Raw genomic sequence first — 22,651 nt, forward strand, 5'->3', positions numbered from 1 at the left:
CCGCCGACCCCGACCCGGCCGCCAAACGGCCCGCCCTGCCCCTGCTGGGCCTGCTCGACCAGCAGTTTCACGTGCGCCAGCCCGTGCCGGAAGCCGAGAAAGCGGCCCCCGCATGGCGGCTCCCGCCCCCGCCAGGGCCGCCCCCGCGAGTCGGCCCTCTGGGCGCAGAGCCTGCGGGCAGTGGGCCGCCCCCCGGCGGGCACGCGCTGGGTAGTGGTGGCCGACCGCGGGGCCGACATCTACGAGCACCTGCAGCAGTGCCAGGCGCAGGGCCTGGGCTTCGTAGTGCGCGCCGCCCAGGACCGGGCCTTGGTGGCGGGGCTGGCCAAAACGCCGGCCGGCCACCTCTTCGAGCTGGCCCGGACCCAGCCCAGCGTCGGTACTTTTTCCCTGGCCCTGCGGGGGCGGCCGCGCCAGCCGGCGAGGGAAGTCAAATTGCAGATAAGTTTCAGTCCGCCAGTAGCTTTGCGAGCGCCGCAGCGGCCGGGCGGGGCCACGGGCAAGGGCGAGCCGGTGCCCGCCAGCCTCGTGCGGGTCTGGGAAGAAACGGGCCCCGACGCGGCCCCCGGCCTGGAGTGGCTGCTGCTCGGCGACCAGCCCATCACGGACGTTGCCCAGGCCCTGACGTGCGCCCGCCAGTACACCAGCCGCTGGCTCATCGAAGACTTTCACAAGGCCCTAAAGACGGGACTTGGGGCCGAAAAGCTCCAGCTACAAACCGCCGCCCGCCTCTTCGCAGCCGTGGCCCTGCTGAGCGTAGTGGCGCTGGCCCTAGTGGACTTGCGCGAGAAAAGCCGCCTGGAGCCGGACGCCCCCGCCGAGACGGCTGGCTTGACGGACCAGGAGTTGCGGGTGCTACGCCGCCAGAGCCGCCGCCCGCTGAACACGGTGCGCGCCGTGTTCCTGGCCTTGGCCGCGCTGGGCGGGCACCTGGGCCGTACGGGCGATGGCCCGCCCGGCTGGCAAACCCTCTGGCTCGGCCGCCGGACCTTGCGTCTGCTCGTCGAAGGGGTAGACCTGGCCGCCCACCTGGCTGGCCAGCTACTTGCCGAGTAACCTCAAAAAAAGCGCCGACCTATCGGCCGGCGCTTTTTGAGTTTTGGGTAAGGACAAGCCCGATGGGCGAGGCTTTCTGCGGGCTTAGCTGTCGCCGAAGGGGTCTTCGGTGCCCTTCTTTTTCTTCTTCCCTTCTTCCTTCTTCTTTTTTTCCTCCTCTTTCTTGAGGCGTTCGGCTTCTTTTGCTTCTTCCTTGGCTTGGCGTTCCGCTTCCTTTTTGCTCAGGGTGGGGTCGGCATCGGGGGCGGAGTCGGCGGCTTTGGCCTTGCTTTTCCCAGGCTCGGGAGCATCGGCAGCGGCTTCCTTGGCTTTATCATTCTTGGCCGGGGCAGCGCCATCGTCCATCACACCATCGCCGAAGGGGTCGTTGCCTTTGGCTTTTTTCTTCTTCTTCTTGCCGTCAAGGTTGTCGAAGTTGCCGGTAGACTGCGGCACTACCGGGCGAGCCGCCAGCTTGCCGGATTTGCCCAAATAGTCTCTCTGGAAGTGCGCACGGAAAGCGTCCACATCAGAGAAGTCGCCGACGAAGGCTCCATAGCTGGTGGCCGTATTGTAGTCTCCCTTGGCTTTGGCGTTGATTTCGGCGTCGTAATTTTCGTTTTGCGACTTCGTCAGGAGCAGGTTGTTAGCGTACTTGAGGTAATACCACGTCTGGGGCTCGGGTTCGAGGTAAATTTCCACCACGTCGGTGGCGTTTTCGCGACGGATTTCCACGTAGCCGCTCACCAGTGCGTTAAGCGGCTGCTTGCCCACACCGGCCAGCCCCAGCAGACCCACCGAATACCAGGCGCGCCGCTTCTCGTTCCAGCGCAGGTTCACCGTGCTCAACATGATGGTGTGCAGGAGCTTGGGCGAAAGCTTCATGAGCGGGTCGGCGGTGCCTTTGCGCATGGCATAGGCTTCCACGCCCTTATTCCCGATAAACTGGCCCAGCTTATACAGCTCGTTGGTGGAGCCGTCCTGTGCTTCGGGCGAGCCCTTGGTGACGCGGGCCAAATCGGCCCCCATCACGTCGATGGCCTTTATGGGCATGTTGATGTCGATGCCCAACAGGGCGTCAATGGCGTAGCGGGCGCTGTCGGGGTTGGCGGTGCCCACGCCACTGCCCACCATTTTGTAGTCCTTATTGGAATTCATGAACGTCATCGGTCCCCGGAAGCTGAGCGAGTTCGTCGCGTCGGCATAGGTGAGGGACGAGCCTTCGTAAGCATTAACGTCGGCGGGGTCGTTGCGGGAAATGGTATAAAGGGCTTTTTTGTCGTCGTAGCGCATTTTGCCGTCGACTTTAAACACCTGCACGTCGGTTTCATTGGGCACGGCCGCGGCATACAGCGCGTACATCTTGCTGGTTTGGTCCGACATGAACAGGCCCGTCACGAGCGGTTTTCCATCGGCCCCTTTAACGCCCTGCAGGTTTAAGCTGAAGTTTTTGGGGTCGATGGAGTCCTTCACCGCAATCCACTCGGCCGCTTTGCGCTCGGCACCGAACTGGAGCTGCACTTCGCCGTTGAAGGCAAAGCCGCGGCGCTGCGAGTGCAGCTGCACGTTGCCCCGGTAGCCGATGCGCGGCGTGAGCTGGAACTTGGTACCGGCGCTCACTACGGCCGTGGCCACGGTGGGCGGGCCGGCACCGGCGCTGGGCGTCAGGGCCGATTCGTCCTGCTGGTCTTTGTTGCGGCGCATCAGGCCCCGGGCCCCTTTGCCCGCCAGAATGCCGGCTGGGTCGGGCTCGAAGTTGGAGAAGCGCAGGGCCACCGAGTCGCGCGCCGTTTTGAAGGTGTACTCGGCGTTGCCGGTGAAGGCTGCTTTCGAGAGCACCTCAATGTTGCCCTTCACCAAGCGGTGGTACTTGCCCAGCGAGTCGAGCACCACGGTTGCGTTTTTGAAGCGCTGGATGCGGCCGTTGGCCCCGATGCTTACCTTGCCCGAGTCGGGCATTACCCAGGCGTCGGCGGTGGCAATGTAGGGCACGCCGCCCACCTGCATGCGGTACTTGGCCAGGTCGTATACCCCACTGGAGGCTTTGAATTTCAGGCCCCGCTGGTCGGGGTTGGTGGAGTAGAAGTACGACTTGGTGGAATCGGCGTTGCCGGCCACGCGCAGCTGCACCTGCTTTTTCTTAAAGTCCCAATGGCCGCCGCTAAGGGTGGTTTTAAACCGGGAATACGGCAGGTCGATGCTGGCCGTGCTGCCTTCTTCCCGCTTGAAATCGGCATAGCCTTTCTTCAAATCGTAGTCAAACGCCACTTCGTTGGCCGTGAGCGCAGGCTTGTTTACTTCGGCCGACTTCACGCTCATCGTGGCTTTGCGCCCAGAGTAGCTGTCCGACTTAAAGGTAAATTCCGGCGATTTGATAAACGACTGCGGCCCGTCGAGGCGGCCATCGCCGCCGGCATTCTTCGGCGTGAGCAGGGCCGTGCCCTTAAAGTTGTAGGCCGTGACTGCTTTGGTTTTCTGGTCGGCCGAGGTGTACATGCGAATGGCCTCGCCCGAGGCGGCGTAGTGAGGTACATGGAGTCCTGGCGCACGTTCCAGTGCATGAGGTAGCCGGCGGGCAGGGCCATTTTGGGAATGTCCACGCCCTCGGCTTTTTTGAGCGCGACGGCGCCCGTGCGCCCCACCGCCACCACGGAGTCGCGGTAGAGCACAAACTCGTTGGACGTGAACGTGCCCGACTGGTAGGTAATGGTGCCGTCGCCCTGCAGGCCCCGGCTGTTCATCTTCACCTTGCTGAACACGCGCCCCCGGCCTTTATAGAGCGGGAAGCCGTCCTTGGGCACGTCGTACACGAAGCCCAGCGAGCCGTCTTCCTGCACCGTGAGCTTGGTTTGAATGTCGGGGATGATGCCGCCGCTGCGGAAGGTGCCGTTGAATCCGGAGGCGGCCTTGCCGATGCCGTTGAGCGAGTCCAGTTTGAAAGGTGGAATGTCGAACACCAGCGTGGAGTCGTAGGCGCCGCCCAGCACGTCCGGCTTGCCGAAATACACGTTGGCGCCGCTCTTCGAGTCGAAGGCCGGGTACTGGCCCTTCTTCTTACGACCTGATTTGTTGTTGGGGTCGTTGAGGAACAGGCGGCCGGTCGAAACCTTGCCCTTGTTGGTCAGGGCGAAGTCGGCGCGCTTGCCAGTGGGCTTGCCCTTGGCATCCCTGGCCTCGCCGCGGATGACAATGGAGTCAATTTTGGCCATGTCGACGTAAAAGCCGTCGTAGTCAAAATTGAATTCCCGGCCCTTGAAGCGCATGGCCGAGGCCACCACCGTGCCGTTGAATTTGATGTTGCGGTTTTTCTGGATGCGGATAATGGCGCTGTCCGGCCGCACAAACACTGCAGCGGAGTCGTTGGAGAAATTGAAACGGTCCACGCCGCGCACCAGCAACTCGTTGGTGTTGAGGTTGAGGGTGGCGTTGCGACCCGAACCCGAGAGCGATTTTATGGCGATGTGGTCGTAGTCCTTCTTGTCGCGGGCTGAGGCCACGTAGTGTGCGCCTTTGGGCAGAATGGTCACGTTGCCGGTTTGGCCGTTCCACTGCACGTAGCCATCGCGCGCCAGGCCGGCCATGGACGAGCGCATGTTGGGCTCCGACGTGTTCAAGTTGGTAGACAACTCGTTTACGTTCACGGTTTTCACGTTATTATGGGCCTGGCTGTAGCCTACCAGCATTTGCAGCGGGTGCAGCCGGTTGATGCTTTTGAGTTGCTGGTAGCGGTTGTTAGTAAAAAACTCATTGCTCTCGAAGTCAGCCGACTGCTGGTTTTTGGCCGACAGCACCTCGAAGTCGATGGTGGGCTGGCGCAGGTTCCAGGCCAGGGCCTCGGTGCGAATGTCCATTTGGTGATAGGAGTCGCTGTAGGGCGTGTTTTTGTAGAGGCCGTCTTCGCGGGCCAGCTTTAGCTGCTGCTTGCCTTTGGCGTACTTGAGTTGCGCGCCGGGGTGCGTCACCGAATCCTTGGCCCCCTGGTAGATGGTGATGGCGGCCCGGCTGGCCGTAATGAGCGAGTCGCCGAGGACGTAGGCCCGCGAGGCTGCCTTAAACTTGGGCTTGCCGTCCAGGCTCACTATCAGGTTGGAGAGCGAGCCGTCCAGCGCGGCGCTGAGGATGTTGGAGCCCGACATGGAGAGGCCGCCCCGATACTGAATATTTTCGCCCAGGTTCTTGATGCGGGCATCGTTGGTGAGGGAGATGAAGCGCGGGTAGCCGGTGTCGGCCGCGCCGGGCTTGCGCCGCACGTTTTTGTAGCTGAGGGCACCTTTCACGGGCGCTTCCAGCACGGCGGGGTACGTAAGGGTCACGGGTTGTGCCGTGAACTCGGGCTTGTTCATTGCGAAGTCGAACCCCCCCAAATCGGCCGTCACCGGGTTGGACTTCACCGTCCAGGCCAGCTGGCCACCCGTGGCGATGAAGCGGCCGGAATTGGGCACAGCCGTGCCGCTCACCTTTTTCAGTACCACGGAGTCGCCCTTGGTGCCCATGTAAATATCGGCGTCTTTCACCACCATCACGGCGCCGCGGGCCGGGGGTGCCAGGTAGTCCTCATAAGGAAGGGCCGAGGGCGTGAACGCCGGCAGCGGGTCATCGAAGTCGGTGGATTTTGCGACTGCTGCGGCTGGCGCGGCCTTGGCGGCGCCAGGGGCGGTTTTGACCGGGGCTTTGGCGGATGCTTTGGTGGCGGCTACCGGCTTTTTGGCGGGGGCCTTCTTCACGGGCGCACCCCAACCGTCATCGTCGCCCCAGCCGCCACCCGAGGACGACGACCACATGTCGGCCGTGTCCCAGCCGCTGCTGCTGGCTTTTTTCTTGGGCGCGGGCTTGGGGGCTGCTTTCACGGGAGCCTTCGCGGCCGCTACTGGCTTTTTGGCTGCTGGTTTGGCAACGGGCAGGGGCGCGTCTTTGGGAGCGGGGGCCGCAACACCGAATTCCAGGTTGGATTCGGGCGCCGCAATGGGCGAGTAGGCAAACGACACCGTGCCGCCCATGGCGCGCAGGCTGCTGTAGCCCGAGCGAAACAGGTAGCCGCCGTTCAGAAAACGGCTGGTGGCAAAGAGGAATTTCTCGGTTTCCTGCGGGGCTTCTTTCTCCAGGGTCTGGCCGAATACGTCGAGGTACTGGTCCATCTGCTGGTCGCTGAGTTTGGCCGCGGTGGCCCCGCCGATGATGGCGCTAAAGAGCGACTCGAAGTGCGGGCGGGGCCGGAACTTCTTGTCCAGCATGGTTTGCGACAGGGCCACAATGCGGGCCTGCTGCGACGAAGTGAGGCGGTTCGTGCCCCAGAGCTCTTTCAGGCGGGCAGCCGTGGCGCGGGCGGCGGCGTTGTTGGTGGCCGCCATCATGCTTTGCACGTCCAGCATATACTGGGCGGGTTCCTTGGAGAGCGTGCCCACCCGGTAGGGCGGCGCGGCAGCGGGTGTGCCCGCCGGCAGGGCGGCCTTGGGTGCCGGTGCCTTGGTCTGGGCCTGCGCCACCGAATATCCGCTCAGCCCCATTCCCAGCCATGCCGTAAGAATAATAACGAATTGCTTCATATAGTCTAGTTGTCGTCGATAGTACTGGCTTGCCGAGCAAGCTGCGGGCCAAACCCGATTGCAGGTATTCTTCTGATTGTCATTGCCCCAGCCGCCTGCCCACCCATTACGATGAATCCCCGGCGGCGGGAAACTGCTGTTCTAACGCAAACGCCTGGCGCGAAGTATAGTGCCCGGCGCTGCGCTAAAAAATCGGTACAAGATAGGCAGAATCAAAAAAGCAAACTAGCACATTCAGCAGTTAATCGGTGATACCCACTGATTATCAACACCATTTCCACCAAGACCCTTTTTATCATTCTTGTAATGTTCCACTTTTAGCCAGCCAAATAGCTAAGTCCAGTGCTGCGCTTTAAACCGGCAGGCCGTGCCCGCGCCGGGGGCGGTTGGGTGGCAGCAGCTTTACTTTGAAAAATGACCACAGCTCCCATTCGCACCGCTTTGCTGGCCTACGGCATGTCGGGCAAGCTTTTTCACGCCCCCTTTCTGAGCGCGCACCACGGGTTCGACCTGCAGGCGGTGGTGGAGCGCACCGAGCGGCGCATGCACCGGGACTACCCCGACATTCGCAGCTACGGGAGTGTGGCCGAGGTCCTGGCCGACCCGGCTATTGAACTGGTGGTGGTGAACACGCCCCCCAGCACGCACTTTGCCCTTGCGCAGCAGGCCTTGCGTGCGGGCAAGCACGTGCTATTGGAAAAGCCCGTAGCTACTTCCGTGGCCGAAGTGAAAGAACTGTGGGCGCTGGCTGGCCAGATGGGTTGCCACCTCCTGGCCTACCAGAACCGCCGCTGGGACAGCGACTTCGGGGCCGTGCGCCGCGTGGTGCAGGGCGGGCAGCTGGGGCAGCTTCTGGAGGTACACATGCGCTTCGACCGGTACAAGCCGGCCCTTAATACCAAGAAATTTAAGGAAGAGTCTCTGCCTGGCAGCGGCTTGCTCTACGACCTCGGGCCGCACCTCCTCGACCAGGCCATCAGCCTGTTTGGGCAGCCCCTAAGCTGCCACAAAACCATGGGACAGTACCGGCCCGACAGCCGGGTTGATGATTTTTTCTCGCTGCACCTGGGCTATCCCCAGGGCCTGAATGTGTGGCTGACGTCGAGCCTGCTGGTGGCCAATGCCGGCCCGGCCTACGTGCTGCACGGCACGCTGGGCAGCTACCAAAAAGGCCGCACCGACCCGCAGGAGGCCCAATTGCTGCAGGGTATGTCGCCCCTGGCCCCGGAATACGGCGTGGAGCAACCGGGCCAGGAAGGCCGCCTGACCGTGGCCGACCCCGACGGCACCCTGGCCATCACGCCCGACCTGGCCGCGCCCGGCAACTACCTGGGCCTCTTCGAAGCCGTGTACCAAACCCTGCGCAACCGAAGCCCCTACCCCATTGGCGAGGAGCAGCTGCTGTGGCAGAACGAATTACTAGCCGCCACGCCGGCCGCTGCCTGGGCAAAAACCTGAACGGCTGCAGCGCCGTAGCAAGACCCTTATCGCTCGCTAATGCACCGCTCCGGCACCCCCATCTTCAGGCATGTAAGGCGCTACGCCACCTGGGAAGATGCTGCCCTGGTGCAGGCCCTGCAGCGCGGCGATGAGCACGCGTTTGAGGAAATCTATAATCGTTACGGCTTACACTTGCTGGAGCAGGCTTACCGCAAAGTGAATTCGCGCGAGGCGGCCGAGGAAATGGTGCAGGACCTGTTCGCCACGCTTTGGCACAAGCGCGAGACGGCGGCCATCCTCAAGCTGAAGGAATACCTGAGCACAGCCATTAAGTACCGGGTTATCAATCAAATTAAGCATAAGTTGACCCACCAGCAGTACCTGGCCTACAGCCGGGTGGTGCTGCGGGATGCCGACCACAAAACCGAGCAGGATCTGGCCGCGGCCGACTTATCGGGGGCGCTGACCCGCGGCTTGGCCCGCCTGCCCGGCCACACCCGGCAGATTTTCCAGTTGAGCCGGATGGAGCACCAAACGGTGCCGCAGATTGCGGGCCGCCTGCAGCTCTCGCCCAAAGCCGTGGAGTACCACCTGACCAGGGCACTGAAAATGCTTCGCGTTTCACTGAAAGATTTTCTGGTGCCGATATTATTACTATCACTGGGCTCAACAAGCTGTATTTCAAGTTAATGCGTGATTATTTATTGGTTTAGTGTTGTGACTATTTCGTTTTTTTTCCTACAGGGTATTAGGGGTTGATAAGAGCTGCTTGACTATTAAGGCCAGAACCCTAATGCAGGTATGGCTATGGAGCACTCGGACTTTCGGGCATTGTTGGGCCGCTACCAGCGGGGCGAATGCACCGCCGAGGAACAACGGCGCATCAGAGCGTGGTACGACGGACTCGGGGCCGAACAGCAGCTCGACCTCGACGCTGAGGAACGAGCGGCGCTGCTAGCCACCGTATGGCAGCGCATTGCCACCCAAACCACGGGCCGCCTTCCTACGGTAGCCAGCGCGGTGCCAGCAGCTTCCCGCACCAACCGGACGTGGCCCAGCAGCCTAGCTTGGGCAGCCGCCGCGGTGCTGGTACTTGGCACCGGCCTGACGGGGGTGTACCTGAGCCGCAACGCAGTGAGCACCCCTGAGGGGGAGCCTGCGAGAAGCACCGCCGCCGCGTGGGTGGTGCACACCAACCCCACAGCCCGGCCCGTGGCAGTGGCTCTGCTAGATGGCACCCTGGTGACCCTGGCTCCGGCCAGCAGCCTGAAATACCCACGCCGGTTTCAGGGGCCGCAACGCACGGTTTATTTGACCGGTGAGGGATTTTTTGATGTTTTTCACGATGCGGCCCACCCTTTCCTGGTGTATACCGACCAGGTGGTAACCACGGTGCTGGGCACCAGCTTCACGGTGCGGGCCCACGCCGGGCAGCCCAGCGTGGTGGTGCGCGTGAATACGGGGCGCGTGCGCGTGGCCCCGCGCAGCCGCGCGGCCGGAACGCCGGCCAATGCGCCAGCCAGCGTGGTGGTGGTGCCCAACCAGCAAGCCGTGTATTCGGCAGCGCGCCAGCAGTTGCGGCGCGAACTGGTGGCAGCGCCCGTGCTGCTGGCTCCCCAGCCGTTTGTGTTCGACAACCGCCCAGTGGCGGAGGTGCTGGCGGCGCTGGAAAAAGCGTACGGGGTAAGCATTGCCTACGATGCCGCCGCCGTGCGCAACTGCACGCTCAACCTGAGCCTGGGCAGCGAGCCGCTATTTAAGAAGCTTGACATCATCTGCGAAGCGCTGGGCGCCACTTACGGAAAGGCCGATGGCCGCATTCTTTTTCATAGCCGCCCCTGCCTGCCCGAATAGGCGGTAATTCTTCCGCTAATTCCGCACTACCCATACTCCCCTAACCGCAATCAATTCCAGAGACGTCTTCGCTTTCGGCAACGGACACTTCGGCTTTTTGGCCCCTCGGGGCTGTCAGTAATTCCCACCAAACTCCCTTTTCTTTTATGAACACTCGACTACACTTTTCACCAATTCTGCTGCGCCTTCGGGGTCTGGCATTATTACCCGGGCTGCTGCTGTGCTTCTTGTGCAGCATCGGCACCGCCCAGGCCTCGGCCGCCCAGCCTGTGCTGGACCAGCCGGTTACGCTGCAAGTGCGTGAGGAGCGGATGGCATCGGTCCTGAGCAAGATTGAGGCGCAGACCAACGTGCGGTTTCAATACAGCCGCCAGCTCATCGGGGCCGGCCGCCGGGTGTCGGTGAACGCCGTGGGCCAGCCGCTGGCCGCGCTGCTGAACCAGCTGCTTGAGCCGTTGCAAATCAGCTACAAGCTGGTGAACGAAGGCATTATTCTGCGTCCGGCCACAGCGGTGGCTGCCCCGGCCGACGCCACCGTGACGGGCCGCGTGGTAGACGAGAAAGGCGAGGGCCTGCCCGGCGTCAACGTCGTTATCAAAGGCGGCTCGGCGGGCACGCAGACGGACATGGAAGGCAAGTTCACGCTGTCGGTGCCTGAGAATTCTACTTTAGTCTTCTCGTTTGTGGGCTACTCGTCGCAGGAAGTGGTAGTGGGCACCCAAACCACTCTTAACGTGGCGCTGGCACCCGATGCCAAAGCCCTGAGCGAAGTGGTGGTGGTGGGCTACGGCACCCAGCGCCGGCAGGACCTGACCGGCGCCGTGGCCCGCGTAGACGGTGCCGAGATTGTGAACCAGCCCGTGCAAACCCCCACCCAGGCCCTGCAGGGCAAGGTGGCCGGCGTGCAGATTATCAGCGACGGCACCCCCAACTCGCAGCCCAAGGTGCGCATCCGCGGCACGGGCACGCTGCTGGGCGGCGCCGAACCGCTCTACGTAGTGGACGGCGTGCAAACCACCGACATCCGCAACCTGAGCAACGCTGACATTGCCAGCATTGACGTACTGAAAGACGCCTCAGCCGCCGCCATTTACGGCGTGCGCGGCGCCAACGGCGTCATCATTGTGACCACCAAAAAGGGCGCGCTGGGCAAGCCGGTTCTGAACTACAGCGGCACGGTAGGCTTTAAGCAGGCCGCCAACCTGGTGGAGATGGCCGACGCCGGGCAGTACACGAGCTACATCAAAGACATTTCCCCGAACTCGGTGCTGCCGGCGTCTACGACCTCGACGGACTTCTACGATGCCATTCTGAAGCGCGGTACTTTCCAGAACCACAACCTGGCCGTGTCGGGCGCTACGGACAACGTGCGCTACTACTTCTCGGGCAACCTGCTACAGGACGACGGCACGGTTATCGAAAACAAGTTTCAGCGCCTGACCGTGCGTTCCAACACCTCGTTTAGCCTCTCGGACAAGGTGACGATTAGCTCGCAGGCCTCGTTCAGCCATGCCGAAACCCGCGACGTGAACATTGGCACGGCCTACAACAACGCCTACCGCGCGGCTCCCATCGTTCCGGCCAAGCAAAACGGGCTGTACGGCAACACTTCGGCCCTGGGCAACGTGGGCAACCCGGTACTCGACATTGAGAAAAACGACAATAAGTCGCTGGAAAACCGTCTGCAGGGCAACATAGGAATCGATATTCGCCCCGTGGACGGCCTGACCCTGCGCTCGGCCATCAACGTGGACCTCAACTCCGACAACCGCCGCGTCTACGACTACCAGTACTTCGACGACGCCAACACGTTTCTTACCGTGGGGGGTAGCCAGCGCAGGCTTTTCAGTACTCTGGGCGTAACCCAGGTAAACGGCAACCGCTACCTGTGGGAGAACACCGCCACCTACCAGCGCACCTACAACGAGAAGCACAACCTGACGCTGCTGGCCGGCACCGTGGTGGAAGAAGGCCTGCGCAACCAGTTTTCGGGCTCGCGCAACAATGTACCCGCCAACCCCGACCTGTGGTACCTGAACACCGGCGACCCCACCACGGCCGTGAACGACGCCGGCGCGGCCAAAGACCGCCGCTTGTCGCTGCTGGGCCGCGTGAACTACGCCTACAACAACCGCTACCTGCTCACCACCAACCTGCGCTACGATGGCACGTCGAAGTTCAACCGGGACGAGCGGTTCGGCTTTTTCCCCTCGCTGGGCGTGGGCTGGGTGGTATCGGAAGAAAACTTCCTGAAAGACAACTCCAAGCTTAGCTTCCTGAAGCTGCGCGCCAGCTACGGCCAGCTCGGCAACGACCAGATTCCGCCCGACTCCTACATCCTGACGACCGACGCCAACATTCCCTACGTCTTTGGTGGCCAGCCCGGTGGCCCGCCCCCCTTGCCCACGCAGGGCAGCGCCATCACGCAGATTAAGGACCGCAACGTGCGCTGGGAAACCACCACGGAGTACGACGCCGCCATTGAATTCGGCTTCCTGGACAACCGCCTAACCGGTGAGGTAACGTACTACGATAAGACGACCACCGACGCCCTGATTCCGGTGAACATCCCGGCCATTTTTGGCGACCCCGAAAACCAGTACATCACCAACGCCGCCGACATCACCAACCGCGGCGTGGAAGCGGCCCTGAACTGGCGCCAGAACATTGGCGGCGGCGACTGGAGCTACAACCTCGGTGCCAACGTGACCTTCAACAAAAACCGCATTGCCAACCTCAACGGCGGCCAGGCCCTGTTTGGGGGCTACAACGGCGTGACCAAGTCCGACAATGGCGTGGCCGCTGGCAGCTTCTTCCTGCTCAAGAGCATTGGCGTGTACCAGAGCGCCGACGAGATTGCGGCGTCGCCCAAGTCCGACTTCAACCCCCAGGTGGGCGACCTGAAGTACGAGGATACCGACGGCGACGGCCGCATCACGCTGCTCGACCGCCGCTTCTATGGTTCGTACCAGCCGCCAGTGTACTACGGCATCAACGGCGGGCTGAATTTCCGCAACGTGGACTTCTCGTTCGTGTTCTCGGGCAACCTGAATAACGACGTGTATAACGCCAAAAAGCAGGCCCGCACCAACGTGCTCAACAACGTGGAAGCCAGCTTCGCCAACGACCGGTTCCGGGCCGGCAATCCGTCCAACACCACCCCCAGCAGCCTGAAGGAAGGCATGCCGAACTCGACCTACTTCCTGGAGTCGGGCTCGTACCTGCGCCTCACCAACGTGGTGCTGGGCTACACGCTGCCAGCCACCATCCTGGAGCGGGCCCGCCTCACCTCGGTGCGCGTGTTTGCGGCCGCCCAGAACGTGTTTACGGTTACCAACTACACGGGCTTCACGCCGGAGCTGGCCGGTGGCCCGCTCGATTCGGGCATTGAACTCAACACCTACCCCACCAGCCGCACCGTGACCATGGGGCTGAACATCACCTTCAAATAACCTACGCCGATGAACCCTCATATCTCCGCCATTTCCCGCCGCGCCGGCACGGCCGCGCTGGCTTTGTCGCTGGCCATGGTCAGTGGCTGCAAAGACTTTCTGGACGTGGCCCCGCAGGGCCAGCTCAGCAGCGAAACCATTGACCCCGCTACCGCTCAAAAGCTGGTCGACGGCGTATACAATAGCCTGTACCTGGGCGGTTTCGGCCCCGACACCCACGGCCTGCAGTTTGTCATCCTCACCGACATTGCCTCCGACGACTCGGACAAGGGCAGCTCGCCGAACGACTACGGCGATGCCCTGCGGGTAGACAACTTCACGTTGAACTCGTCGAACAGCAACGTGAACAACGTGTGGAACGGCTATTACCAGGGCATCTCCCGCGCCAACCAGGCCCTCGACAAAATCGCGCTCAGCGCTTCGTCTGATGCGGAAAAGAACCGCCTGCTGGGCGAAGTACGCTTTCTGCGCGGCTACTTCTACTTCAACCTAGTGCGCCTGTTTGGCGGCGTGCCCAAGCTCGACCGGGTGCCGCAGGCGTCGGAAATAAACAGCGCCGAGTTCCAGACCCGGGCCTCCGCGGCCGACATCTACGCCTTCATCATCGAAGACCTGCGGTTTGCCGTGGACAACCTGCCGCAGAAGGGTGACCCCCAAACCCAGACCGGCCGCGCCAACAAGGCGGCTGCCCAGGGCATGCTGGCCAAGGTGTACCTCTACCAGAAAAACTACCAGCAGGCCTTTGCGCTCAGCAACGAGATTGTGACCGGCAAGTCGGGCGCCTACGCCCTGTATCCCACCTACGCCGACATCTGGCGCACGCCGGGTGCCAATAGCTCGGAGTCCATTTTTGAGATACAGACCGGCGTGAACGCGGCCTGCAACAACTCGGCGGTGAACCTCTATGTTGTGAGCCAGGGCCCCCGTGCCGGCGGCAAGCGCGGCTGGTCCGACCTGGGCTTCGGTTTCAATACCCCCACCGTGCAGCTGGCCAACGCCTACGAGGCCGGCGACGTGCGCCGGGCCGGTACCATCATCTTCATTCAGCCCACGGCACCCGCCGGACAGCGCTCCACTGGCACCGTGCTTTGGGACGGCTTCCGCATTCCGAGCCAGGACTCAGTGGAGAACTCGCGCTACAGCTACAAGGCCTACCACAGCCGCACCCGGGAAGCCAACTGCGGCAACAACGACTACCTGCCCAAGAACATCCGTATCCTGCGTTACGCCGAAATCCTGCTCATCCGGGCCGAAGCCGCCCTGCAAACCGGCAACGCCGCCACCGCGGCTGCCGACCTGCTGGCCGTGCGCACCCGCGCCGGCCTGGGCGCCAAAGCCGCCACGCTGGAAAACATCTGGGCCGAGCGCCGGGTGGAGCTGGCCCTGGAGCACGACCGGTTCTTCGACTTGGTGCGTCAGGAAAGCGTGACGCCGGGCCGCATCGTGCCCATTTTCGCAGCGCAGGGCAAAACCTTTGTTAAGGGCAAAAACGAGGTATTTCCCATTCCGCAACCCCAAATTGACTTGAGCGGCGGCCGTTTGGCGCAGAACCCGGGGTATTAATTTTTCACCGCAGAAGACGCGGAGGGTTTCGCAGAAGGACCGCAGAGGACGTTCTTCTGCGGTCCTTCTGCAAAACCCTCCGCGTCTTCTGCGGTGAAAACTGACTTTAAATTATGACCGCCAGACTCCTTCTCCTTTTTCTCCTGTTCCCCGGCCTGCTCCTGGCCCAGCAGAAGCCTGCGCCGAAAAAAGCCCCGGCCAAAACCGTGGGTTTCGACCCCACCAAGCGCCCGCGTAACCTCACCGACAACCAGCTGCTGGACCTGGTGCAACGCCAGACGTTCCGGTACTTCTGGGACTTTGGGCACCCGGTGTCGGGCATGGCGCGCGAGCGCAGCAACGTGGCTTACGACTACGGCAACGAGGTGGTGACCACCGGCGGCACCGGCTTCGGCATCATGGCCATCATCGTGGCCGCCGAGCGCGAGTGGATAACCCGGGAGCAGGCGGCGGCGCGCATCTACAAAATGGTGCGTTTTCTGGAGAAGGCCGACTCGTACCACGGCGTGTTTCCACATTGGTTGAACGGGGCCACGGGCAAGACTATTAAGTTTGGGGCGAAAGACGATGGCGGCGACGTGGTGGAAACCTCTTTCCTGATGGAGGGCCTGATTTGTGCCCGCCAGTACTTCACCGCCGACACGCCCCTGGAGCGCGACGTGCGCAACCACATTGGCTGGATGTGGGAGAACGTGGAGTGGAACTGGCAAACCCAGGGCGGCCAGAACGTGCTGTACTGGCACTGGAGCCCCAACAACGGCTGGAGCATGAACCACCAGATTCACGGCTGGAACGAGAGCCTGATAACCTACGTGCTGGCCGCGTCCTCGCCCAAATACGGCATCGAGAAGCCGGTGTATGACCAGGGCTGGGCCGTGGGGCCGGCCTTCAAAAACGGCAAGGAATACTACGGCCTCAAGCTGCCGCTGGGGCCGGAGCTGGGCGGGCCGCTGTTTTTCTCGCACTATTCCTTCCTAGGCCTCAACCCCCGTGGCCTCAAAGACCAGTACGCCGACTACTGGCAGCAAAACCAAAACCACACGCTTATCAACTACGCATATTGCGTGGACAACCCCAAAAAATACAAGGGCTACGGCCCCAACACCTGGGGCCTCACCGCCTCCGACAGCCACCGGGGCTACGCTGCTCACAACCCCACCGAAGACTTGGGCGTGATTTCGCCCACTGCCGCGCTTTCGGCCATGCCCTACACGCCGGAGCATTCCATGCGCGCCCTCAAGCACTTTTACTACGACCTGGGCGACAAAATCTGGGGCGAATACGGCTTCGTAGACGGCTTCAGCGAGCAGCACAACTGGTACGCCAAATCCTACCTTGCCATCGACCAGGGCCCCATAGTGGGCATGATAGAAAACCACCGGACGGGCCTGCTCTGGAAGCTGTTCATGAGCTCACCCGACGTACAACGCGGCCTGACCAAGCTGGGGTTTGAAAGCCCGATGATTAAACCGGTTGCTAGATAAAACGACATGCTCATCTGGCGTCTGCTTGCTCCTTTTCGCCCCATTCGCTTACCCTTGTTTCTTCCTATGAAATTCATTCCTCTCGCCACGCTGGCCCTCTCGCTGGCCTGCGCCCCTGCCGCTCAGGCTCAGAAAAAAACAGCTCCGGCTTCCACGTCTGACCAGAAGATGAAGGCTTTCATCGACGACCTGATGGGTAAAATGACGCAGGACGAAAAAATAGGGCAGCTCAACCTTGTGTCGGTGGGGTTTGACGTGACCGGGCCGGTGGTAAGCAAGGACGTGGACGCCAACATCCGCAAGGGCCTGGTGGGCGGCGTGTTCAACACCTTCACGCCCATTGCCGTGCGCAAGCTGCAGGAAATGGCCATAAAAGAGTCGCGGCTGCACATTCCGCTCATGTTTGGGTACGATGTCATCCACGGACACCGCACCATATTCCCCATTCCGCTGGGTCTTTCGGCCAGCTGGGACATGGCAGCCGTGGAGCAAAGCGCCCGCATCGCGGCCGAAGAATCGACGGCGGACGGGCTCAACTGGGTATTTTCGCCCATGGTCGACATTGCCCGCGATGCCCGCTGGGGCCGCATTTCCGAAGGCGCCGGCGAAGACCCCTACCTGGGCTCCAGCATAGCCCAGGCCATGGTGCGCGGCTACCAGGGCCCGGGCAATGACCTCACCAAAGAAACCTCGGTGATGGCCTGCCTCAAGCACTTTGCCCTGTATGGCGCCGCCGAAGCCGGCCGCGACTACAACACCACCGACATGAGCCGCCAGCGCATGTACAACGAGTACATGCCGCCCTACAAGGCCGCCATCGACGCCGGCGTGGGCTCGGTGATGACGTCCTTCAACGACATCAACGGCGTGCCCGCCACCGGCAACAAGTGGCTGATGACCGACCTGCTGCGCAAGCAATGGGGTTTCAATGGCTTTGTGGTGACGGACTACACGGCCATCAACGAGATGATGGAGCACGGCATGGGCAACGCAGCCCAGGTGTCGGCGCTGGCGCTGAACGCGGGCGTGGACCAGGACATGGTGGGTGAGATTTTCCTGAAAAACGTGGCCCAGAATGTCAAGTCCGGGGCAGTGTCCAAGGCCCAGCTCGATGCTGCCTGCCGCCGCATTCTGGAAGCCAAGTACCGGCTGGGACTGTTCCAGGACCCCTACCGCAACGTGAGCCAGGAGCGCGCCACCGCCACGCTCATGAAGCCCGAGTTCCTGGCCGCCGCCCGCGACATTGCCCGCAAAAGCCTGGTGCTGCTGAAAAATGAGCGCAGCGCCCTGCCCCTGAAAAAAACCGGCAGCATTGCCCTCATCGGCCCGCTGGCCAACCGCCAGAAGGACGTCATTGGCAGCTGGAGCGGCGCCGGCGACTGGAAGCAGGCCGTGTCGGTGGAGCAGGGCCTGCGCGCCGCCGCCCCCGGCCTGAAAATCACCTACGCCAAAGGCGCCAACATTGCCGACGACGCCCAGATGCTGGAGCGCCTCAACGCCCACGGCGGCGAGCTGGAGCTGGACAAGCGCAGCTCCGAAGACATGATTAAAGAAGCCGTGCAGGTAGCCCAGGGCGCCGACGTGATAGTGGCCGTGGTGGGCGAAAGCCAGGGCATGACCGGCGAAGCCGCCAGCCGCGCCGACATCGGCCTGCCCGGCCAGCAGCTGGAGCTGCTCAAGGCCCTGAAGAAAACTGGCAAGCCGCTGGTGCTCGTGCTCATGAACGGCCGCCCCCTCACCCTAACTTGGGAAAACCAGAACGCCGACGCCATCCTCGAAACCTGGTTTGCGGGCACGCAGGCCGGTCACGCCATTGCCGACGTGCTGTTTGGTGCCTACAACCCCTCCGGCAAAATCACGGCCACCTTCCCGCAGGTGGTGGGCCAGGTGCCGCTCTACTACAACCACAAAAACACCGGCCGCCCCTACGCCGGCACCGACAAGCTCGATAAGTACAAGTCGCGCTACCTCGACGTGAGCAACGAGCCGCTATACCCCTTCGGCTACGGTTTGAGCTACACCACTTTCACTTACGGCAAACCCACGCTCAGCAAACCCTCCATCTCGCCCACCGAAACACTGGAAGTGAAGGTGACCGTGCAGAACACCGGCCAGTACGACGGCGAGGAAGTGGCCCAGCTCTACATCCGCGACATGGTGGGCTCCAGCAGCCGCCCCGTGAAGGAGCTAAAGGGTTTTCAGAAGGTGATGCTGAAGAAGGGAGAAAGCAAAACCCTCACCTTCCGCCTCGCACCCAACGACCTGAAGTTCTACAACAACGACCTGAAATGGGCCGCCGAGCCCGGCGACTTCAAGGTATTTGTGGGCGGCAACTCCCGCGACGTGCAGGAGGCCGGCTTCAAGCTGGCCGCGCAGTAGGTTTCCCGCAGCTGGTGAACTGGTTATTGCGCTGTCATGCTGACGAAGGAAGCATCCTGTCACTGGCGCACAAAACGCTCCTCGGTGACAATGTCCTTCGCTACACTCAGGATGACAACTGGCGCGGCAGAGATGCTTCGGCTGCGCTCAGCATGACGTGCTTGTAAGTGCAGTTGCTATTGCGCAGCTGCCTAAAAGTTAATCTGTGCCTGCAGGCGCAGCAGGTTGCCGCTCTGCTTGTTGTCCGACAACTGAAAATCTTCGAAGCGACGCGACGACATGGTGTACATGGCCACCAGCTCGAAGCTGCTGAAGGGCTGCCACTCCACCCCCACCTCGGCTTCGCGCACGGTGTAGCTGCGGGCGTCCCGCTCGTGCTTTTTGCCGCCGTCGTAGTACTGGGCCCGCACAAACGGGTAAAACTGGTGCTCCTTGTACCGCAGGCGGTAGTTGAGCAGCACGTAGCCGCCGTGCAGGCCCTGGGTTTCAATGCTGTCGGTTCGTGGGTTGAACTCCGGGCCGCGGCCCACGTTGTATTCGGCCTGCACTCCAAACGGCTGCGGATATAAGACGAAGGTGGCCGCCATGCGTTGGTCGATATAGCTCAGGTCTTTGCGCGCTTTCACTCCTGTTGAGAGCTGTTCTTTGGCTATCACATAGTCGCCAGTGTAGGCTTGCAGGCCGGGCTCGATGATTTGCCGGCCCACCACCAGTGGGTAGGTAAAGCGGCCCACTACGTGCCGCTGGTTGTTGAGCTCGGGCCGGTTGGCAGTCTGGCCGTTGAACACGCCCAGGCCTACCATTCCATAATCGCCCGAGCCTTTCAGGCCGTCTTTCACCAACCGCGAGAAGCGCTGACGCACGGCGGTAGGGGCCCAGTAGAAAAACGCGCCCAAATCCCGCTCGTTGGCCAGGGCGCTGTTCAGGCCATCGTTGCGGTCCAGGGGCAGGCGGTTCTGGCTCGACTGCATGTTTTCGAAGCCGTAGGGTATTTTGCTCTGCCCCAGACGTACGCGGTACTGGCCGGCTTTGTCGAGGCTCACATCGAAATAGGCATCGCGCAGTTGGCCAAAGTTCAGCGAAGTGCTGCCGCTGGCGCTGCTCGCAAAGTCGGGCTGAATATAGAAATAGACCCGCTCGTGCAGTTGTCCATAAAAAACTATGCGCGCCCGCCGCAAGAAAATACCGCCATTCTCTCCCCAGGACCGGTCGCACTGCTCACACTTCAACTTGGAATTGGTTTCGAGCAACCGGTTGTAACGTGCCTGCACATAGCCCCGAATGGCAAAAGTTTCGAACCACTTCTTGGCGGCAGGCGGCGCTTGTTTTGCCGAGTCAACGGTCTGACTATAAGCAGGCCCGGCTACTAAAAACAAAAGGGCAATTAACAGTTTCTTCATCAAATGGTAATGTTACCACAAAGGGACGCTTTTTTTGTTATCCGTGCATGACCCGCATGTGAAGGGAATGTTACCAAACGAGATTTAACAGGTTGCAGCACAAAGCCGCCAGCAGATGCCGGTGGGCGCTGGCGTCAGTCAGCTACAGTTGCTGCTCCGGCTACTGACTGCGCGGCACGGCCCAGCTCCGCAGCCCGTGGGGCATGCTGTGCTCGCTACTGCTGGCAGTGACTGTGGTCAGCGCTGTGTAATCCAGCACATTGGGGCCGGGCAGCGGTTAGGCCGCAGCTACACGGCTGAGCGTTGGGGCCTGCATCGCAGGCAGATGGGCCATTACGCGCACGGCCGGGGCGCTAGTTGGTGGCTTTGCAGCGCAGCTCCTCTACCAAATCGGCGGAGCCCACGAAGAGTGGCGCGCGCTGGTGCAGGTCGGCCGTGGGGGGCACGTCCAGCACCAGGTCGGCCCCGGTCACGGCCACACCGCCAGCCTGCTCAATGAGATACGCCAGGGGGTAGCATTCGTAGAGCAGGCGCAGCTTGCCGCCGGGCTGGGCCGCGGTGGGCGGGTAGAGGTAAATGCCGCCCGTGAACAGGTTGCGGTGGTAGTCGGCTACCAGCGAGCCCACGTAGCGGGCCGTGAGGCGGCGCTCCTTGCAGGTGGTGAGAAAGGCGCGCACGAACTCCGGGTAGTCAAACCAGTTGCCTTCGTTGCAGCTGAACACCGGCCCCTGGCGCGGAATCCTGATGTCGGGGTGCGAGAGGAAGAATTCGCCCAGCGAGTTTTCGTAGGTGAATCCCGCCACGCCGTGGCCCGTGGTGTACACCAGCATGGTGCTGGAGCCGTATAACACGTAGCCCGCCGCAATTTGGGCACGGCCGCCCTGCAGAAAGTCTTCCTTGCGGGCCGGCCCGCCAATGCGCGACACGCGGCGGTAGATGCTGAAAATGGTGCCGATGCTCACGTTCACGTCAATGTTCGAGGAGCCGTCGAGCGGGTCGATGGCCACCACGTACTTGCCGTTGACGTTGCCCGTCTGAATGATTTCCTCGTCTTCTTCTGAGAGCACGGCGCAGGCCTCGCCCCCGTTGGTGAGGGCCCGAACGAACCGAATATTGGCCTCCACGTCGAGCTTCTGCTGGTGTTCGCCCTGCACGTTTTTCTCGCCCATGGCCCCCGTAATGCGCGAGAGGCCCGCCCGGTTCACATCACGGTTTACAATTTTACCAGCCAGGGCAATGTCCCGCAGCAGCTGCGACAGCTCGCCGGTGGCGAAGGCGAATTCGGACTGCTTGCGCATGATGTAGCGCTCCAACGTGATGCCAACGGGCGTGGCCAGGGTGTTTTCGGTGGTCTGGGACATGGGTGGGATTGGGTAGCTTGAATGCTGCGACTATTCGGTGCGGTGCCAGCTCTGGCCGCCTTTTACGCGGACTTGCAGCACCTGCACCACGAACTTACGAGCCTCGCCACTGAGAGTTCAACGGTACCGCTTGCCAGCAGCCCGGCAGGCCGGGCTTTTTTGCTGCTGGTGGGTGGTGCGGGCAAAACGGCTGCGGGGCGCTTTGCGTGGCTAGTTGGAGTACGCCTTCAGCACCTGGCGCGCGCTACCTAGGTGGTCAATGCCCAGTTCCACCACGTCGCCGGGCCGGAGGTAAATCGGGGGCTTAAAGCCGGAGCCCACGCCGGCCGGCGTGCCGGTCGAGATAACGTCGCCGGGCAGCAGGGTCATGAATTGGCTGACATATGAAATGATGAAGGGCACGTTGAAAATCAGATTGGCCGTGTTGCCGTCCTGCATTTTTTCGCCGTTCACCGTGAGCCAGAGGCGCAGGTTATTCACGTCGCTCATTTCGTCGGGCGTCGCCAGAAAAGGGCCCATCGGCGCGAAGGTGTCGCAGCCCTTGCCCTTGGTCCAGGTACCGCCACGCTCCAGCTGAAACTCGCGTTCCGATACGTCGTTGTGCAGCATGTAGCCGGCAATGTAGCTGGCGGCATCAGCCTCGGACACATAGGAGGCGCGCCTGCCGATAACCACGGCCAGCTCCACTTCCCAATCGGTTTTCACCGCGTTCTTGGGGATAATGATGTCATCAAAAGGCCCCACCATGGCCGTGGTGGACTTCAGAAAAATCACCGGTTCCGTGGGCGGCGTCAGGCCCATTTCGCGGGCGTGGTCGGAATAGTTCAGGCCAATGCAGATGATTTTGGAGGGCCGGGCCACCGGGGGGCCGAGGCGCTCGGCGCGTCCACTACGGGCAAGCTGCCCGCGTTGGCCGCCACGAATTCCGCCAGCCGCTGCAGGCCATTACTCCCGAAAAACACCTCGGTGTAGTCTTCGCCGAATGCGGCCACGTCGTAGCGCTGGTCGCCCTGTAGGATACCGGGTTTTTCGTGGCCGGCCGGGCCGTAACGGAGTAATTTCATAACGAAAAATGGAGAAAGAAAGAACAAAAAAAGAACGTCATGCTGAGCGCAGCCGAGCATCTCTACTGCGCTACTA

Annotated in this window: 11 protein-coding genes and 1 pseudogene; 8 read left to right on the forward strand and 4 right to left on the reverse strand. The window is 62.0% G+C overall.

The features are described from left to right. The coding region (locus tag BEN48_RS03480) for an IS4 family transposase (RefSeq protein ID WP_125932456.1) at positions 1 to 1,056 on the forward strand (1,056 nt) is incomplete at its 5' end. A gap of 2,294 nt (positions 1,057 to 3,350) precedes the next feature. Here the strand turns inward: BEN48_RS03480 and BEN48_RS03485 are convergent. Further along, positions 3,351 to 6,578, reverse strand: coding sequence for a hypothetical protein (locus BEN48_RS03485; RefSeq protein ID WP_125932457.1), 3,228 nt, complete (start codon positions 6,576 to 6,578; stop codon positions 3,351 to 3,353). 414 nt (positions 6,579 to 6,992) lie between these two features. On the opposite strand from BEN48_RS03485, the gene BEN48_RS03490 reads away from it, so the two are divergent. The 7 genes from BEN48_RS03490 (at position 6,993) to bglX (ending at position 18,750) form a co-directional block, all read left to right on the forward strand. After that, complete coding sequence (locus BEN48_RS03490) at positions 6,993 to 8,036, forward strand: Gfo/Idh/MocA family oxidoreductase (protein WP_070732982.1); 1,044 nt, start codon at positions 6,993 to 6,995, stop codon at positions 8,034 to 8,036. 39 nt (positions 8,037 to 8,075) lie between these two features. Continuing rightward, on the forward strand, positions 8,076 to 8,708 hold the full coding sequence (locus BEN48_RS03495) for a sigma-70 family RNA polymerase sigma factor (protein WP_070732984.1): 633 nt from the start codon (positions 8,076 to 8,078) through the stop codon (positions 8,706 to 8,708). Between the two features lie 117 nt (positions 8,709 to 8,825). Further along, the gene (locus BEN48_RS03500; protein WP_206599813.1) at positions 8,826 to 9,872 is read left to right on the forward strand and encodes a FecR family protein; all 1,047 of its coding nucleotides are present in this window, start codon (positions 8,826 to 8,828) and stop codon (positions 9,870 to 9,872) included. Between the two features lie 146 nt (positions 9,873 to 10,018). Continuing rightward, positions 10,019 to 13,324, forward strand: a complete 3,306-nt coding sequence (locus BEN48_RS03505) for a SusC/RagA family TonB-linked outer membrane protein (RefSeq protein ID WP_083320719.1) — start codon at positions 10,019 to 10,021, stop codon at positions 13,322 to 13,324. A 9-nt stretch (positions 13,325 to 13,333) separates the two neighbouring features. Continuing rightward, positions 13,334 to 14,887: a RagB/SusD family nutrient uptake outer membrane protein gene (locus tag BEN48_RS03510; protein ID WP_083320720.1), complete on the forward strand. Its 1,554-nt coding sequence runs from the start codon at positions 13,334 to 13,336 to the stop codon at positions 14,885 to 14,887. A 113-nt stretch (positions 14,888 to 15,000) separates the two neighbouring features. Further along, complete coding sequence (locus tag BEN48_RS03515; protein ID WP_083320721.1) at positions 15,001 to 16,371, forward strand: glucoamylase family protein; 1,371 nt, start codon at positions 15,001 to 15,003, stop codon at positions 16,369 to 16,371. A gap of 66 nt (positions 16,372 to 16,437) precedes the next feature. After that, the gene (bglX, locus tag BEN48_RS03520) at positions 16,438 to 18,750 is read left to right on the forward strand and encodes a beta-glucosidase BglX (RefSeq protein ID WP_070732988.1); all 2,313 of its coding nucleotides are present in this window, start codon (positions 16,438 to 16,440) and stop codon (positions 18,748 to 18,750) included. Positions 18,751 to 18,941: 191 nt separating this feature from the next. Here the strand turns inward: bglX and BEN48_RS03525 are convergent, their stop codons facing one another. The 3 genes and pseudogenes from BEN48_RS03525 to BEN48_RS03535 all read right to left on the reverse strand — a co-directional run bounded on the left by BEN48_RS03525 (position 18,942) and on the right by BEN48_RS03535 (position 22,575). Then, positions 18,942 to 20,150: a porin gene (locus BEN48_RS03525; RefSeq protein WP_070732990.1), complete on the reverse strand. Its 1,209-nt coding sequence runs from the start codon at positions 20,148 to 20,150 to the stop codon at positions 18,942 to 18,944. A 353-nt stretch (positions 20,151 to 20,503) separates the two neighbouring features. Beyond that, positions 20,504 to 21,511 carry a class 1 fructose-bisphosphatase gene (gene fbp / locus BEN48_RS03530; RefSeq protein WP_070732992.1) on the reverse strand — a complete coding sequence of 336 codons (1,008 nt, stop codon included), beginning with the start codon at positions 21,509 to 21,511 and terminating at the stop codon, positions 20,504 to 20,506. Between the two features lie 210 nt (positions 21,512 to 21,721). Beyond that, positions 21,722 to 22,575 (reverse strand): annotated as a pseudogene (locus BEN48_RS03535) (fumarylacetoacetate hydrolase family protein). Between the last annotated feature and the right edge of the window lie 76 nt (positions 22,576 to 22,651).

The sequence above is a fragment of the Hymenobacter glacialis genome, from assembly GCF_001816165.1.
In the GTDB taxonomy this organism is placed as follows: Bacteria; Bacteroidota; Bacteroidia; order Cytophagales; family Hymenobacteraceae; genus Hymenobacter; species Hymenobacter glacialis.